Genomic DNA, 14974 nt, shown 5'->3' with positions numbered 1-14974 from the left:
CGGGCATACACCCCCACAGTTGGTTTACGCCACACTGGTATTTGGTGTGGCCATTCCCGGATTGCGGGGAGCCCGGCAACGGGTTGTGCGGCACCCCATTATCGGCTCGGGTTGAGCCAGTCCAGAGGAAAAAACCATGTCCAAGGGACAAACCCTGCAGGATCCCTTCCTGAATGCGCTGCGCAAGGAACGCATACCCGTTTCCATCTTCCTGGTGAACGGCATCAAGCTGCAGGGTCAGATCGAATCGTTCGACCAGTACGTGGTGCTGCTCAAGAACACGGTCAGCCAGATGGTCTACAAGCACGCCATTTCCACCGTGGTGCCGGCGCGCAATCCGCGTACCACGCTGCCAGGCAGCAATGTGCCCATCGGCGGCACCGCGCCGCTGGGGCAGAGCGAGTCCAGTCTGGAAGATCTGGATGACGACGACACCCAGCCGCCATTTGCCTGAGTGCGGTGATCTCGTTCCGGGTCAGGGCATGACTGCCCGGCCCGGACGACAGAGGTAAGCTACTTGGAATATTTTGAACGCCCTGCTGGTGGAGAGGGCGCCATCCTGGTCCATCTGGACCTGCGTCAGGGCGGCCAGGACGAGGACCTTGACGAGTTCCGTCTGCTCGCCAGCTCGGCCGAGGTGGCTGTGCTGGCCGTAGTCACCGGCTCGCGTCAGCGTCCCGATGCCCGTCTTTATGCCGGAACCGGCAAGGTGGCCGAGATCCGTGATGCCATCGCGGCCACCGGCGCCGAGGTGGTGCTGTTCAACCATGCCCTGACGCCGGCGCAGGAGCGCAACCTCGAACGCGAGTTGCAATGCCGGGTGCTGGATCGTACCGGTCTGATTCTCGACATCTTCGCCCAGCGTGCGCGCACCCATGAAGGCAAGCTGCAGGTCGAGCTGGCGCAGCTCGATCACCTGTCGTCGCGACTGGTGCGTGGCTGGACCCACCTCGAGCGCCAGAAAGGCGGCATCGGTCTGCGCGGTCCTGGCGAAACCCAGCTCGAAACCGACCGCCGCCTGCTTCGCAAGCGCATCGACTACCTCAAGGCACGCCTGGAAAAGGTGCGCCAGACGCGCTCCCAGGGGCGTGCCGCGCGCCAGAAGGCCGGGGTGCCGACGGTGTCGCTGGTGGGCTACACCAACGCCGGCAAGTCGACGCTGTTCAATCGTCTGGCGGGTGCGGACGTGTATGCTGCCGACCAGCTCTTCGCGACCCTGGATCCGACCCTGCGCCGGGTATCGCTGGATGGCATCGGTCCGGTGGTGCTGGCCGACACCGTGGGTTTTGTCCGTCACCTGCCGCACCAGCTGGTGGATGCTTTCCGTGCCACTCTGGAAGAAACCGTGCAGGCCGATCTGCTGCTGCATGTCGTCGATGCCGGGCATCCCGAGCGTGACCTGCATGAGCAGGCCGTGCGCCAGGTGTTGCAGGAAGTGGGCGCGACAGCGCCGGTGCTGATGGTGTACAACAAGCTCGACACCTTGCCTGACCAGCAGCCGCGCATTGATCATGACGAGTGGGGCGTGCCGGTGGGCGTGTGGATCTCGGCGCGGGACGGTCGTGGTTTTGCCGAACTGCTGCAGGCCATGCAGGCGACGCTGGCGTCGCCCTGGGAAGAGGCCTGGCTGTCTCTGCCCGCTGCACTGGCAAGATTGCGTGCACGTCTCTACAGTCTCGGGGCGGTGCTTGAGGAGTGCCCCGATGATCAAGGGGGCGGTCTCCTGCGCGTGCGCATGCTGACCCAGGATCTCGGCCAGTGTCTGGCCCGTGAAGGATTGACCCGGGCCGATGTGCTCTGGGATGAAAAGGCGGCGGCGATGCATTCGCATCCCGCCACGGAATGAACAGGAGTGCCAGATGGCGTGGAACCAACCCGGTCCGGGACAGCAGCCCGGCGGTGATTCCCAGGATCCGTGGGGCCGCAAGCCTTCCGGTGGCCGCCCGCAGGGCGGTGGCGAGGATTTGCTGCAGAAGCTGAAGGGCCTCTTTGGTGGCAGTGATCCCCAGGGCGAGCAGCAGCTCACCAGATACCTGCTGGTGGGAGCTGTCGGACTCTGGGCCCTGTTCGGCTTCTATCGCGTCGAGCAGGCCGAGCGTGCCGTGCTGTTCCGCTTCGGCGACTACCAGAGCGTGCAGACGGCCGGTCTGCACTGGCATCCGCCACTGGTCGACAACGTGCGCAAGGTCAATGTCGAGCGCACCGAGCAGATGCCCCTGAACGCGACCATGATCACGGAAGACGAGAACATCGTCGACATTTCGCTGTCGGTGCAGTACCGCATCGCGGATCCCCGTCTCTATGTGCTGGCGGTGGCCAATCCGGAGTCCACGCTGGCGCATGCCACCGAATCGGCGCTGCGCCATGTCGTCGGCAGTGCCAAGATGACCCAGGTGCTTGGCGAGGGGCGCGCCAGGCTTGCCCAGGACATGCAGCCGCGCCTGCAGGCCTATCTGGACCGTTACCAGACCGGTCTCAGCATCCGCAACGTGAACATTCTCGAGGCGCTGCCGCCCAAGGAAGTGAAGGCGGCCTTCGATGACGTGATTCGCGCCAAGGAAGACAAGGAGCGCCTGAAGAACCAGGCCGAGACCTATGCCAACGGCATCGTGCCGGAAGCGCGCGGCCAGGCGGCGCGACTGATCGCTGACGCCACCGCCTACAAGCAGGAAGTGGTTGATCGTGCCACCGGTGACGCCTCGCGTTTCCGCGGCCTGCTCGGCGAATACCGCCAGAATCCCCAGGTCATGCGCAGCCGGCTCTATCTGGAGACCATGGAGTCCGTGCTGGGCAAGACCAGCAAGATCGTGGTCGAGCCCAACGGCGCGGCGCCGCTGCTCTACATTCCCATGGACAAGCTGGCTGCCGGCACCGCTGCCGGCGGCACGCCAGCAGCCGAGCTGCTGTCGCAGAACCCGGCGGCTGCGGTTCCGCCTGCCCAGACCGGAGGCTCGCGTGACTCGGTTCGTGGCGGTCGCAACACGGAGGAGGCACGCTGATGGGTAATCGCGGCACGATGGCCCTGTCCATCACCCTGTTCCTGCTGTTCCTGGTCAACAGCGCCTTTTACACCATTCAGGCTACCGAGCGTGGCGTGCTGCTGCGCTTTGGCGAAGTGGTCGAGTCCGACCTGAAGCCGGGTCTGCACTTCAAGATTCCGCTGGTGCACGAGGTGCGTCGCTTCGATGGCCGTACCCAGGTCAGTGATGCCGAGCGTACCGAGTTCCTGACCAAGGAAAGCAAGTTCCTCATCATTGATGCCTACGTCATGTGGCGTGTCGACGACGTCAAGCGTTACTTCACTGCCACAGGCGGCGCCACCCAGGAAGCCGAGGCCCGCCTGCTGCCGCTGGTGCGTGACGGCCTCAAGAACCGCGTCTCCGAGCGTACCGTGCATGAAGTCGTGGCCGGTCAGCGCGAACAGCTGATGCAGGATCTCACCAAGGCGGTGAATGCCGTGGCCAGCCAGGAATTCGGCATCCGTGTCGTCGACGTGCGCGTCAAGCGCGTCGATTTCCCGGCCTCGACGGTGGAGTCGATCTACAACCGCATGCGCACCGAGCGCGAGCGCGAGGCTCGCGAGCATCGCTCGCAGGGCACGGAAATGTCCGATCGCATCAAGTCCGAGGCCGATCGCCAGCAGCGCGTCATTCTTGCCGAGGCCTATCGCCAGTCCGAGATCCTGCGCGGCCAGGGCGATGCGGAGGCTGCCGCGATCGCGCGCAAGGCCTTTGGCCAGGATGCCGAGTTCTACCGCTTCTACCGCTCCCTGCAGGCCTACCGTCAGACCTTCAACAAGCCCTCGGACGTCATGGTGCTCAAGGGTGACAACGAGTTCCTGCGCTACATGAAGCAGAAATGACAGCGCTTGCCGGCCACTCGCAGGAGTGGCCGGCAGAGCTTGGGCATATGCCCGTCAGCTGTGATAAACTGTGTTGAACCGAGTACAGACTCGGTTTTTTTGTGTCCAAGCCTGTGAGTCAACATGGTCAAACCGGTCGATGCGTGGCTGCTGCCTGATGGGGTGGCGGATGTCCTGCCAGCCGAGGCGGCGCGCCTGGAGTCGCTCCGGCGCCGGCTGCTCGATCTTTTCTCGAGCTGGGGCTACGACCTGGTGTTTCCGCCGCTCATGGAGTTTCTCGAGTCCTTGCTGACCGGCTCCGGCCGGGATCTTGCCGAGCAGACCTTCACCATCACCGACCAGCTCAGCGGTCGCCTCATGGGCGTGCGCGCCGACATGACACCGCAGGTGGCGCGTCTCGATGCCCATTGCCTGCCGGTTGCCGGTGCGGCCCGCTACTGCTACGCCGGCACCCTGATGCAGACGCGTCCGGCAGGCCTGTCCAGCTCGCGCTGTCCGGTCCAGATCGGCGCCGAACTCTACGGTCATGCCGGTGTCGAGAGCGACATCGAGATCATCCGCCTCATGCTCGACGGCCTGGCGCTGGCGGGTGCCCGTGACATTCACCTTGATCTCGGCCATGTCGGTATCTTCCGTGCCCTGGCTGTGCAGGCCGGTCTCGATGCCGGTCGCGAAGCCGCGTTGCAGGACATTCTCGTGCGCAAGTCACTGCCGGAGTGGGCCGATGCGATGACGGGCCTGGAAGCGCAGACCCTGCTGACGGCATTGCCGACCCTGTGCGGCGACCTTGCCGTGCTCGAGCGCACCCTGCAGGCCGATGCACCGGCCGCCGTGCAGTCGGCGCTGCGTGACCTGCAGTCCGTGGCTGCGGCGTTGCGGCAGTCGCACCCGCAGGTCACGTTGTACATCGACCTCAGCGAACTTCGCGGTTACCACTACCACACCGGTCTGGTGTTCGCGGCCTATGTGCCGGGACAGCCGGCCGAAGTCGCCAAGGGCGGCCGCTACGACCACGTCGGCGAGGCGTTCGGGCGCGCGCGGCCGGCCACCGGCTTCAGTGCCGATCTCAAGCAGTGGCTGGCCTTCGATGCGAAGCCGGCGCTGCGCCCGGCAATCCTTGCGCCAGCGATTGATGATGCCGGGCTGTATGCTGCCGTGGCCGCGTTGCGTCAGTCCGGCGAGCGCGTGTTGCATGAACTTCCCGGCACCGGGGTCGCGACCGGCTGTGATCGCGTTCTCGTGGCCGAGTCGGGCGCCTGGGTTGTGCGCCCTCTGAATTCCTGAAATTGATCTGTTGAGACTGAGTCATGGGCAAGCATGTTGTCGTTCTGGGTACCCAGTGGGGTGATGAAGGCAAGGGCAAGATCGTCGATCTGCTGACGGACAACGCGCAGGCGGTGGTCCGCTTCCAGGGCGGTCACAATGCCGGCCACACGCTGGTTGTCGGTGGCGAGAAGACCGTGCTGCACCTGATTCCGTCGGGCATCCTGCGTGATGGCGTGCAGTGCCTGATCGGCAACGGCGTGGTGCTGGCACCGGATGCCCTGCTCAAGGAGATGGCCTACCTGGAAGCCAAGGGCGTGCCGGTGCGCGAGCGCCTGAAGATCTCGGCTGCCTGCCCGCTCATCCTTCCCTACCACGTGGCGCTGGACAAGGCGCGTGAAGCCGCGCGCGGCAAGTCGGCCATCGGCACCACCGGTCGCGGCATCGGCCCGGCCTACGAGGACAAGGTCGCGCGTCGCGGCCTGCGCCTGGGCGACCTGTTCCGCCGCGACACGCTGGCGGCCAAGCTCGGCGAGATCATTGCCTACCACAACTTCCAGCTCACCCATTACTACAAGGTCGATCCAATCGACTTCCAGCAGACGCTGGAGCTGGCGCTGGCCTGGGGCGAGCAGCTGCGTGACCTGGTTGGCGATGTCTCCGGCATCCTGCACACCTTCCGACGCCAGGGCGCGCGCATCATGTTCGAAGGCGCGCAGGGCTCGCTGCTGGACATCGACCACGGCACCTACCCCTACGTGACCTCGTCCAACACCACGGCCGGCGGCACCTCCACCGGCTCCGGCTTCGGTCCGCTCTACCTCGACTACGTGCTCGGCATCACCAAGGCCTACACCACGCGCGTCGGCGGCGGTCCGTTCCCGACCGAGCTGTTTGACGAGACCGGCGCCCACCTCGCCAAGGTCGGCCACGAGTTCGGCTCCACCACCGGCCGCGCCCGTCGCTGCGGCTGGTTCGATGCCGAGGTGCTGCGCCGCGCGGTCGAGCTGAACTCGATTTCCGGCCTCTGCCTGACCAAGCTCGACGTGCTCGACGGTCTGCCGGTCATCAAGCTCTGCACAGGCTACGAAACCCGCGAGGCCGGCTGCATCGAAGGCATGATGACTGATGCCGTGGCGCTGGATCTGGCCGTGCCCATCTACGAGGAGCTGCCGGGCTGGACCGAGTCCACGGTCGGCGTGCAGAAGCTCGAGGACCTGCCGGAAAACGCCCGTGCCTACATTCGTCGCATCGAGGAAGTGGTAGGCTGCCCGATCGACATCATCTCGACCGGTCCGGACCGCGACGAGACCATCGTGCTGCGTCATCCGTTCCAGTAAGGAGCCATTGCCATGAAGTTCCAGACCTCGATGACCTGGGATGCCCCGATGTCCCGCGTCCTGGCCATGCTGACCGATCGTCGCTACTTCGAGCGCAAGCTCGAGCTCATGCAGCACGAGCGCGCCGAGGTGCTGGCATCGAGCCTGGATGGCGATGACTTCAGCGTCGTTACCCTGGTTGCCGGTCGTCCCAGCATCAAGCTGCCCGGCATTGCCCAGAAGTTCATCAAGCCGGACCAGGTGGTCGAGATCGAGCAGACCGACCGCTGGAACCGCGCTACCGGCAAGGGTGCCCTGGTCTTCATCAACAAGTCGGTGAGTTCGGTGCAGGTCTCGGCCACCATGAGCCTGAGCGAGCAGGACGGCCGTACCTGCAACACCCTGGACTGGGTGGTGGAGTGCAGCGTGCCCCTGGTGGGCGGCAAGCTCGCCGAGATGATTGCCGATGACATCCGCACCAAGGCCGGGCACAACGAGCAGGTCAGTCGCCAGATCCTTGCCGAGCTGTTCTGAGGCGTTGCCGATGTCCGGGTGGTAGCGCACGATGGAACAGCTGATTGCCGACTTCAAGGCCGACCTCTGGCTTTACATTTCCATTCCGTTCATCAGCGGCATCATCGGCTACGTCACCAAGGTCGTCGCCATCCACATGATGTTCGCGCCGCTGGAGTTCGTCGGCATCAAGCCATTCCTGGGCTGGCAGGGCATCGTGCCGCGCAAGGCCGAGAAGATGGCCACCATCGCCGTCGACCTGATGACCAAGCGCCTGATCCGGCCTGCCGAGATCTTCGCCCGGCTTGATCCCCAGCGCATCGCCCGGGAGATCGAGACCCCGATGATGGCGGCTGCCGAGGACATCGTGCGCGATGTCGCCCAGCAGTATCAGCCGGGTCTGTGGGAAGGCATGCCGGACTTCGCGCGCCAGCGCATCATCCAGCGCGTGCGCGCCGAGTCGCCGGCCATCGTCGCCGCCATCATGACGGAGGTGCAGGGCAACATCGACCGCTACTTCGATCTCAAGCACATGGTGGTGACCAACCTGCTACGCGACAAGCGCCTGCTCAACGAGATCTTCCGCAAGGTCGGCAGCCAGGAGTTCCGTTTCTTCAGCAACGCCGGCTTCTTCTTCGGCTTCGGCATCGGCCTGGTGCAGATGGTGTGCTGGCTGATCTGGCGCGAGCCCTGGATGCTGCCGCTGTTCGGGGGCTTCGTGGGCTTCTTCAGTGACTGGATCGCTCTGCAGATGATGTTCCGTCCGCAGCATCCGGTGACGGTGTTCGGTGTCACCTTCCAGGGCCTGTTTCTCAAGCGCCAGAACGAGGTCGCCGCCGATTACGCGTCACTGATCTCCAAGCAGCTGCTGACCCCGGCCAACATGATGGAGGAGCTGTTCCGCGGCGCCTTCGCCGATCGCATCATGGAGCTCATCCACAAGAACGTGAAGCGCGTCGTCGACGAGCAGGCCGGCATTGCCCGTCCGCTGGTGGTCTACGCCGTCGGCAGCCAGCGCTACATCGAGATGAAGCAGGTCATCGCCGATCGCATCATGGCGAAGATGCCGGAGACCATGAAGCACGTCGAGGACTATGCCGAGGACGCCATGGATGTGCGCAACACCCTGGTAACGCGCATGCAGAAGCTCACCCCCGAGGAGTTCGAGGGCATGCTGCGTCCGGCGTTCAAGGAAGACGAGTGGGCGCTGATCCTGGTCGGTGCGGTGCTGGGTTTCCTGGTCGGCGAGCTGCAGATCCAGTTCATGCTTTGACGGGGCGTGCCCTGTCCAGTCGCGTCACCGTCGATTCATCCCGCGGGCGCTCATCCTTCCAGGCTGCCGACTGCAGCAGCTGTTCACGCAAAGCCAGCACGGCATCGGCCAGATCATTCTGCAACGGATCGGTCAGCGGCAGCTGCCGGCTGGCCAGTTCGCAGGCCAGCCAGGCCACGCTGGCGAGCACGCCCTCCGGGTGATCGCCAATACCGCCGTGACTACTTACCGGCGCATTCGCCAGCAGCGTCACGGCATGCAGTCGCAGAGGCTGTTCTGACCAGCGTGCCACCAGATCTGCGCCGGCAAGGCGCCAGCGCGTCTGGTGCATGACCTGACCATTGTCGCGCAGGGTGTCGTGTCGCATGCAGTTCATGGATATGCTGGCCCAGGAGAGTCCTTTCTTTTGACGTTTATTGCTCTGGAAGGCAAGCCGGTTTGCGTCAAAGGCAAATTTCATGGCACAGGTCAGGGCGGCTCATGCGGGAGTTCTTTTCAGGATGGACTGGTTTGGCAGCAAGTGGCTGTGTGACCTGCAGGAGCGAACCTGTTCAGCGTTTGAGAGCCCTGACGCGGCAATTGACTGCATGATTCGGTCAGTGCGAGAGAGCGGCGTGGTTTCCGGCAAGTTGGGGCGTGAATTAGATGGTGGGCCCGCTGGGACTTGAACCCAGGACCAAAGGATTATGAGTCCTCTGCTCTGACCGACTGAGCTACAGGCCCGTAGCGGCCGGGAGAGCGTGCGTTCTCCCTGGCTGTCGTGCCTGCAGCGACAGCGCAGGCGGGGGCGCATCTTAGCATGACCGCCCGGCCTTGCCAGCGTCAGCCCGCGAGCCATGCCCCTGTTGCCAGCGTCAACGCGAGCACCGCGATCCAGTCGGCCCGGATCACCCGACGAATCTCCGTGCGCCGCCTGCTGCCTGCGCCAGCCAGTCCGAGAAAGTCGGTCACGCTGATCCAGCCGCCGATCAGCGCGGCGGGGACAAGCTCAGGCCGGACAATCGCCGCCAGACAAAGTGCCCCGAGCAGGCCGAAGAGCAGGGCGCGGTGGCGCATGAGCAGCACCAGATCGTCATCCGTCAGCGTCAGCCCGTAGAGCCGTTCGAGCTGGGCGGCAGAGCGCAGGCCGAGGAGGGGCAGCAGATGGATGACGGCCGTCACGCCGAGTCCCAGTGTCAGCAGAAATGCCGTGATGCTCATGCCTGCGCCCCCCGGAACCAGGCGCGGGTTTCCTCGTCCATGGGGTAGAAGCTTTCCACACGCAGCTCGTCGGTGGTCACGTCCAGCGGCGTGCCGAAGGTGGTCAGGGTGGTGAACAGGCTGAGCCGGGTGTCACCGATGCGCAGCACCAGGGGCAGCACCGGCAGCAGGGCATGTGGCAGGGCATGCTGGGCCGCCAGTCCTGCTGGCACCAGATCGGCGATGGCCTGCCAGCTGTGCCCACGCAGGCTCAGGGCCTGGTCGCGGCGGCTGCGGCTGACCAGATGCGCAAGCACCTGGTCGCGGTTCTCGATGAAGGGACTGAGGCCGTCCGGGTGCAGCGTCAGTCGCAGGGTGTTGAGACGACCCTGCGCATCGCCAAGGCGGGCCAGCCGTTCGGGCGTCAGTTCGCAGGCGCCGAGCAGGCGCTGCACGCCGTCATTGATCTGCAGCAGCTGCCAGTCGCGGTCCACCACCAGCGCCGGAAACGGCGCGTGGTGTTCGAGCATGCAGGTCAGCGCCTCGCGTACCGGCGCCAGCTGGGCGTCATCCAGCGTCGGCTCGGCATAGGCAGGGGCGAATCCCGCCGCCTGCAGCAGGTCGTTGCATTCGCGCAGCGGCAGTTCGAGCGCGTCGGCGAGCTGCAGTACCATCTGCCGGCTGGGCGCAGCCTTGCCGGACTCGAGGAAGCTCAGATGGCGCTGCGAGACGCTGGCGGCCAGGGCCAGATCGAGCTGGCTGCGACGGCGTGACTGACGCCAGGCTTTCAGGGCATGGGGAAAGGCGCGTGCATTCATCGGCAATCTCCGGACAGGATTACAGACTACCGTCATGGGGTGCTGATCGCGATGACCTCGGAGGTAATTGTCGGGCGCTTGCCGTGGCTGCCACGCTGGGCTTCCCACTCCTTGAGGACGACGATCATGATGCATCCCCCGAAATGGCTGGTGCTGACCCTGCTGCTGCCGTTTGCGCTGTATTCCTTCGCCGTGATGGCCGAGATCGGTTACGACGGCATCTGGCGTGACGGATTTGCCAGCACCGGAAGCCGGCAGATCCTGTCCGATCTGGTGGTGATGGCGGTGCTGGCCTGTCTCTGGCTGGTACAGGACGCACGACGCACGGGCCGGCGCGCCGCCCCCTGGATTCTGCTTACCCTCACTGCCGGTTCGCTGGGGCCGTTGCTCTACCTGCTGACAGCGCCCGCAGGCGCTGCGGACTCACGCCGCTGACAGATTGGCCACCCTGGCCAGCAGCGCATCCACGGTGGCGGCGTTGCTGGCGGTGCCGGGCAGCAGAGCGGTCGGGCGTGGCGCCCGGTCGAACCAGAAGCGGCCGGACAGCGCCGGATCATCCAGTGCCGGATGGCTGGCCAGCCAGACCATGGTGTCAGCGCCCATGCGCGGAGTACGCAGACGTTCGCCAAGGCGCTGGTTGAAGCCGGGCAGCGCCGAAGCCACGCCGGGTGTCGCTGCCCAGCCCGGATGCATGACATGACAGCCCAGGCCGGCCAGTGCGGGGTCGGCAGCCAGTCGCTGAGTCAGATCCAGGAGGGCTCGCTTGGCGCGGGCGTAAGCCTTGGGGCCGTTGTAGGGCTCCGTGGTGTAGTTGATGTCGTCCAGTCGCACCGGCTGGGTGTAGAGCCCCCCCGAAACCACCTGGATCAGGCGGCCGCGGCGTGCCGCCAGTGCCGGTGCCAGTGCCTGCGACAGCAACGCGGGCGACAGGAAGTTCACTGCCAGCGAGCGCTCGTGACCTTCGGCAGTCAGGGCGTGGTCGTTGAACAGGGCGCCGGCATTGTTGATCCAGACATCCAGCGCCGGCTCGTCGCGACGCAGGCGCTCGACCAGATCGCGTGTGCTGGCCAGCGAGCTCAGTTCGGCCTCGTGCACGCGCATCGCGGCAGCGCTGCCGCTGCGCGCCCGCAGGTCCTCCACGCAGGCCTCGAGACGGGTGCGGTCGCGCCCCACAAGCACCAGGGTGGCGCCCAGGCGTGCCAGCTCGAGCGCTGCTGCCTGGCCCAGTCCCGACGTGATGCCGGTGATGCCCACGGTGCGCCCGTCGAGGCGTCGCGACAAGCCGCGCGAGTGCTGCTGGCGATAGCCGCGTCGGGTGTAATTGAGCATGCCCGGCAGCACCAGGCGCTCGCTGACGCGTCCAAGTACCGACACGGACTCCGGACCGTCCTCGCAGAGTGCCCGCTGCAGGCCGGCCATGGCCTGGTCGGCGAGGCGACGGCCCCAGGCCCGCAGGCCGGGCAGCAGCCAGCCGGGCACATCGCCGAGCTGCAGGTCGGCGCGATAGTCCAGCCAGGTGCTGCCCTCGCCATCGGCGCTCAGGCGCAGCGTGTCCAGGGCCGAGAAACCCTCGCCGCGACCGTCCAGCACGAGCGTGGCAACACCGCCGGCATCCGGTGATTCGCAGCGGATCAGCGTGTACTGCATGGGTACTGCGCGTCCCAGCACGTTCAGGGTCAGCGCGAACTGGCTGCCGGCATCGGCCGGTCCCGGCGTGACCTTGGTGGCATCGAACACGCCCGGATCCCACTGCGCGATGGTCGAGAAGTCGCGCAGATAGGCGAAGACGTCAGCGAGCGGGCGTTGCAGCAGGATGCGGCGAACCAGGGGCAGGGTGGTCATGACGGACTCCATTCACAGGCTGTCGAGCATGCCGTGCAGGCGATCAGGATGCCAGTGGACAGATGCCGCTGCCGGAGGTCGCCTCAGCGGGCGTCAGCTCCGGACTGACCCGTCAACGTGCCGCGCAGCAGGCGAGCGGCATGCAGTCCGATGTCCTCGATGGCTTCCGCCGTGAACGCCAGACCGTCGTTGTACATGCGGCTGAGGCCGTGCAGCGTGGCCCAGCCCACCTGCAGCAGGCGCAGCACGTTGATCACGGCTGGGATGACCCCGCGCGCCTGCAAACCCTGGATCAGGGTGCTGTAGTGACGGATGCTGGCACGCGCGGTCTGGTGAAAGGCATGGGGACTGGCATCCTTCCAGCTGGCGCGGCCGAAGATCAGCTCGTAGACCTCGGGGTTGTCGCGGGCATAGCGCAGGTAGGCCACCACGAAGGCCTCCAGGCGGTCACCGGTGCTGGCATCCAGAGCGGCGAACAGGTACTGGTTGAAGTCCTCGATGGCGGCTTCGCCGACCACCAGCAGCAGGTCTTCCTTGTTGCGGAAGTAGTGATAGAGCGCGGTCTGCGACACCCCGACGCGTTCGGCCAGGCGACGCAGGCTGAGTGCCGCGATGCCGTCGCTGCGAATCACCTCCAGGGCTTCCTCGCACAGGCTGCGGCGCAGGTCGCCATGGTGGTAGGGGGCTTTGGCCGGCGTGGCCTGATCGCTTGACATGGTATCGATCGGTGTTATCTTAACGTTGTTAAATTAGACTATAGCCGACCTGTTTCCGGTTGACGAGGATTTTCTGATGACCGCTTTCAATCACATGCTGGCGCCGCTGGACCTGGGCTTCACCACCCTCAAGAACCGCATCGTCATGGGTTCCATGCACACGGGCCTGGAAGACCGCTTCTGGAACTACGGCAAGCTGGCGGCCTACTTCGAGGAGCGCGCCAAGGGCGGAACCGCCATGATGATCACCGGCGGCATCGCGATGAACAAGCGCGCCTGGCTGAAACCGCTGGCCGGCACGATGAGCAGTCATGCCGACATCCTCAATCACCGTCGTGTCACCGAGGCGGTTCACCGCCACGACAGCAAGATCCTCATGCAGGTGCTGCATGCCGGACGCTACGGCTACCACCCGTTCTCGGTGTCGGCCTCGTCGATCAAGTCGCCCATCAACCCCTTCAAGCCGAAAGAGATGAGCGAGAAGGAGATTCTTGAAACCATCAAGGACTACGCGAAGACCGCACGTCTGGCCCAGCTCGCCGGTTATGACGGTATCGAGCTGATGGGCTCCGAGGGGTATCTGCTCAACCAGTTCATCTGCCGTCGCGTCAACCAGCGCAAGGACCAGTGGGGCGGTCCGGTCGAGAACCGCATGCGCTTTCCGGTCGAGATCGTGCGCGCCGTGCGTGCTGAGGTCGGCAGCGATTTCATCATCTGCTATCGTCTGTCGCTGATCGACCTGGTGCCGGGCGGCAACACCTGGGACGAGATCGTTACCATCGCCAAGGCGCTGGAGGAGGCGGGCATCACCATCCTCAACACCGGCATCGGCTGGCATGAGGCCCGGGTGCCGACCATCGCCACCCAGGTGCCGCGTGCCGCCTTCCGCCAGGTCACCGCGCGCATCAAGAAAGAGCTGAAGGTGCCGGTGATGGCGTCCAACCGCATCAACACGCCCGAGATCTGCGAGGACATCGTCGCCAGTGGCGATGCCGATCTGATCTCCATGGCACGTCCGCTGCTGGCGGACAGTGACTTCGTCAACAAGGCGGCCGCCGGCAAGCCGGAAGCGATCAATACCTGCATCGGCTGCAACCAGGGCTGCCTGGACCTCGCATTCTCGAACGACCGGGTGACCTGCCTGGTCAATCCGCGTGCCGGCTACGAAACCGAGCTGGTCTACGTGAAGGCGCGCAAGGCCAAGAAGGTTGCCGTGGTCGGTGGCGGCATGGCGGGTCTGACGGCGGCGACCGTGGCCGCCGAGCGGGGCCATGAGGTCACCTTGTTCGAGGCGGCTGCCGACATCGGCGGCCAGTTCAACATGGCGGCTGCCGTGCCCGGCAAGGAAGAGTTCCAGGAAACCATCCGCTACTACCGTCATGAGGTCGAGCGCACGGGTGTCACCGTGAAGCTCAATGCCCGCGTCAGCCATGACACTCTGGCAAGCTTTGACGAGGTGGTCATCGCCACCGGCGTCAAGCCGCGCATTCCGCGTTTCCCGGGCATTGATCACCCCAAGGTGCTGAGCTACCCGCAGGTGCTGCGCGGCGAGGTCGAGGTGGGTCTGCGCGTGGCAGTGATCGGCTCCGGCGGTATCGGTGTCGATACCTGCGCCTTCCTGCTCGAGGATCACAACCAGCCGGTCGGCGAGTGGGCGGCGCACTGGGGCATCGACATGACGGTGAGCGAGGAGGGTGGCCTGGCCGCCCCCCTGCCGCGTCATGCCCGTCGCGAGATCACCATGTTGCAGCGCAAGCCGGGCCAGAAGAAGATGGGTGCCGGCCCCGGCCTCACCACCGGCTGGGCGCACAAGGCGCTGCTCAACCAGTTCGGCGTGAAGATGATCGCCGAGGCCGAGTACCTCAAGGTCGATGATCTCGGCCTGCATATCCGCGTCGGCGAGAGCGAGACGCGCATCCTCGATGTCGATCACGTCATCCTCTGCGCCGGCCAGGAGTCGGTCACTGACCTGATCCCGCGCGACAAGGACGGCAAGATCACCGATGCGCGCTATCACGTTATCGGCGGCGCCAAGCTGGCGGGCGAGCTTGATGCCCGTCGTGCCATCCGCGAGGGCGCCGAGCTGGCCGCCAGCCTCTGAGTGAGCGCGGGTCCGCCCGCGTCACCCTGATGTGCGGTCATGAGAAAGCCCCGGTGCTCTCGCGAGCCCGGGGCTTTTAATGTCTCGT

General features: G+C 65.4%; 15 protein-coding genes and 1 tRNA gene. 10 read left to right on the top strand and 6 right to left on the bottom strand.

The features are described 5' to 3' along the window. Positions 1 to 136 precede the first annotated feature (136 nt). From hfq to F595_RS0101145, 8 genes are all read left to right on the top strand, one after another. Positions 137 to 454, top strand: a complete 318-nt coding sequence (hfq, locus tag F595_RS12170) for an RNA chaperone Hfq (protein ID WP_022955039.1) — start codon at positions 137 to 139, stop codon at positions 452 to 454. 63 nt (positions 455 to 517) lie between these two features. Continuing rightward, entirely contained in the window at positions 518 to 1846 is a 1329-nt protein-coding gene (gene hflX / locus F595_RS12165; RefSeq protein ID WP_022955038.1) for a ribosome rescue GTPase HflX, read from the top strand. Positions 1847 to 1859: 13 nt separating this feature from the next. Further along, complete coding sequence (hflK, locus tag F595_RS12160; protein WP_022955037.1) at positions 1860 to 2999, top strand: FtsH protease activity modulator HflK; 1140 nt, start codon at positions 1860 to 1862, stop codon at positions 2997 to 2999. Next, positions 2999 to 3862, top strand: coding sequence for a protease modulator HflC (hflC, locus tag F595_RS0101165; protein ID WP_022955036.1), 864 nt, complete (start codon positions 2999 to 3001; stop codon positions 3860 to 3862). Before hflK ends, hflC begins: the two co-directional genes overlap by 1 nt. Before the next feature lie 123 nt (positions 3863 to 3985). Then, positions 3986 to 5146, top strand: coding sequence for an ATP phosphoribosyltransferase regulatory subunit (locus F595_RS0101160; protein WP_022955035.1), 1161 nt, complete (start codon positions 3986 to 3988; stop codon positions 5144 to 5146). A 23-nt stretch (positions 5147 to 5169) separates the two neighbouring features. Further along, positions 5170 to 6465: an adenylosuccinate synthase gene (locus F595_RS0101155; protein WP_022955034.1), complete on the top strand. Its 1296-nt coding sequence runs from the start codon at positions 5170 to 5172 to the stop codon at positions 6463 to 6465. A gap of 12 nt (positions 6466 to 6477) precedes the next feature. Beyond that, positions 6478 to 6978 (top strand): DUF2505 domain-containing protein, encoded by a 501-nt coding sequence (locus tag F595_RS0101150; RefSeq protein WP_022955033.1) that lies wholly within the window; start codon positions 6478 to 6480, stop codon positions 6976 to 6978. 31 nt (positions 6979 to 7009) lie between these two features. Further along, the gene (locus tag F595_RS0101145; protein ID WP_022955032.1) at positions 7010 to 8230 is read left to right on the top strand and encodes a DUF445 domain-containing protein; all 1221 of its coding nucleotides are present in this window, start codon (positions 7010 to 7012) and stop codon (positions 8228 to 8230) included. Here the strand turns inward: F595_RS0101145 and F595_RS0101140 are convergent. From F595_RS0101140 to F595_RS0101125, 4 genes are all read right to left on the bottom strand, one after another. After that, a complete protein-coding gene (locus F595_RS0101140; protein WP_156873757.1) occupies positions 8220 to 8606 on the bottom strand; it encodes a hypothetical protein in 387 nt (128 codons plus the stop codon). The genes F595_RS0101145 and F595_RS0101140 overlap by 11 nt on opposite strands. A gap of 270 nt (positions 8607 to 8876) precedes the next feature. Further along, a tRNA-Ile gene (locus tag F595_RS0101135) sits at positions 8877 to 8953 on the bottom strand. 99 nt (positions 8954 to 9052) lie between these two features. Then, positions 9053 to 9430 carry a hypothetical protein gene (locus F595_RS0101130; RefSeq protein ID WP_022955030.1) on the bottom strand — a complete coding sequence of 126 codons (378 nt, stop codon included), beginning with the start codon at positions 9428 to 9430 and terminating at the stop codon, positions 9053 to 9055. Further along, on the bottom strand, positions 9427 to 10227 hold the full coding sequence (locus F595_RS0101125; protein ID WP_022955029.1) for an MmyB family transcriptional regulator: 801 nt from the start codon (positions 10225 to 10227) through the stop codon (positions 9427 to 9429). Before F595_RS0101125 ends, F595_RS0101130 begins: the two co-directional genes overlap by 4 nt. A gap of 126 nt (positions 10228 to 10353) precedes the next feature. Here F595_RS0101125 and F595_RS0101115 point away from each other — a divergent pair, with 126 nt between their 5' ends. Next, complete coding sequence (locus tag F595_RS0101115; RefSeq protein ID WP_022955027.1) at positions 10354 to 10662, top strand: DUF2834 domain-containing protein; 309 nt, start codon at positions 10354 to 10356, stop codon at positions 10660 to 10662. On the opposite strand, the gene F595_RS0101110 is transcribed toward F595_RS0101115, so the two are convergent. Continuing rightward, positions 10651 to 12069, bottom strand: coding sequence for an SDR family NAD(P)-dependent oxidoreductase (locus tag F595_RS0101110; RefSeq protein ID WP_026913088.1), 1419 nt, complete (start codon positions 12067 to 12069; stop codon positions 10651 to 10653). The genes F595_RS0101115 and F595_RS0101110 overlap by 12 nt on opposite strands. Before the next feature lie 83 nt (positions 12070 to 12152). Beyond that, positions 12153 to 12785: a TetR/AcrR family transcriptional regulator gene (locus F595_RS0101105; protein WP_022955025.1), complete on the bottom strand. Its 633-nt coding sequence runs from the start codon at positions 12783 to 12785 to the stop codon at positions 12153 to 12155. Between the two features lie 76 nt (positions 12786 to 12861). Here F595_RS0101105 and F595_RS0101100 point away from each other — a divergent pair, with 76 nt between their 5' ends. Beyond that, positions 12862 to 14886, top strand: coding sequence for an NADPH-dependent 2,4-dienoyl-CoA reductase (locus F595_RS0101100; protein ID WP_022955024.1), 2025 nt, complete (start codon positions 12862 to 12864; stop codon positions 14884 to 14886). The last annotated feature ends 88 nt before the right edge of the window (positions 14887 to 14974 follow it).

Origin of the sequence: Perlucidibaca piscinae DSM 21586 (assembly GCF_000420045.1) — a bacterium.
In the GTDB taxonomy this organism is placed as follows: domain Bacteria; phylum Pseudomonadota; class Gammaproteobacteria; order Pseudomonadales; family Moraxellaceae; genus Perlucidibaca; species Perlucidibaca piscinae.
This window is presented reverse-complemented; position numbering and strand designations above follow the sequence as displayed.

Coding starts and splice junctions, on each gene's coding strand:
- hfq (WP_022955039.1), top strand. CDS start 137: ATGTCCAAGGGACAAACCCTGCAGGATCCCTTCCTGAATGCGCTGCGC.
- hflK (WP_022955037.1), top strand. CDS start 1,860: ATGGCGTGGAACCAACCCGGTCCGGGACAGCAGCCCGGCGGTGATTCC.
- hflC (WP_022955036.1), top strand. CDS start 2,999: ATGGGTAATCGCGGCACGATGGCCCTGTCCATCACCCTGTTCCTGCTG.
- F595_RS0101160 (WP_022955035.1), top strand. CDS start 3,986: ATGGTCAAACCGGTCGATGCGTGGCTGCTGCCTGATGGGGTGGCGGAT.
- F595_RS0101155 (WP_022955034.1), top strand. CDS start 5,170: ATGGGCAAGCATGTTGTCGTTCTGGGTACCCAGTGGGGTGATGAAGGC.
- F595_RS0101150 (WP_022955033.1), top strand. CDS start 6,478: ATGAAGTTCCAGACCTCGATGACCTGGGATGCCCCGATGTCCCGCGTC.
- F595_RS0101145 (WP_022955032.1), top strand. CDS start 7,010: ATGGAACAGCTGATTGCCGACTTCAAGGCCGACCTCTGGCTTTACATT.
- F595_RS0101140 (WP_156873757.1), bottom strand. CDS start 8,606: ATGAACTGCATGCGACACGACACCCTGCGCGACAATGGTCAGGTCATG.
- F595_RS0101130 (WP_022955030.1), bottom strand. CDS start 9,430: ATGAGCATCACGGCATTTCTGCTGACACTGGGACTCGGCGTGACGGCC.
- F595_RS0101125 (WP_022955029.1), bottom strand. CDS start 10,227: ATGAATGCACGCGCCTTTCCCCATGCCCTGAAAGCCTGGCGTCAGTCA.
- F595_RS0101115 (WP_022955027.1), top strand. CDS start 10,354: ATGATGCATCCCCCGAAATGGCTGGTGCTGACCCTGCTGCTGCCGTTT.
- F595_RS0101110 (WP_026913088.1), bottom strand. CDS start 12,069: ATGACCACCCTGCCCCTGGTTCGCCGCATCCTGCTGCAACGCCCGCTC.
- F595_RS0101105 (WP_022955025.1), bottom strand. CDS start 12,785: ATGTCAAGCGATCAGGCCACGCCGGCCAAAGCCCCCTACCACCATGGC.
- F595_RS0101100 (WP_022955024.1), top strand. CDS start 12,862: ATGACCGCTTTCAATCACATGCTGGCGCCGCTGGACCTGGGCTTCACC.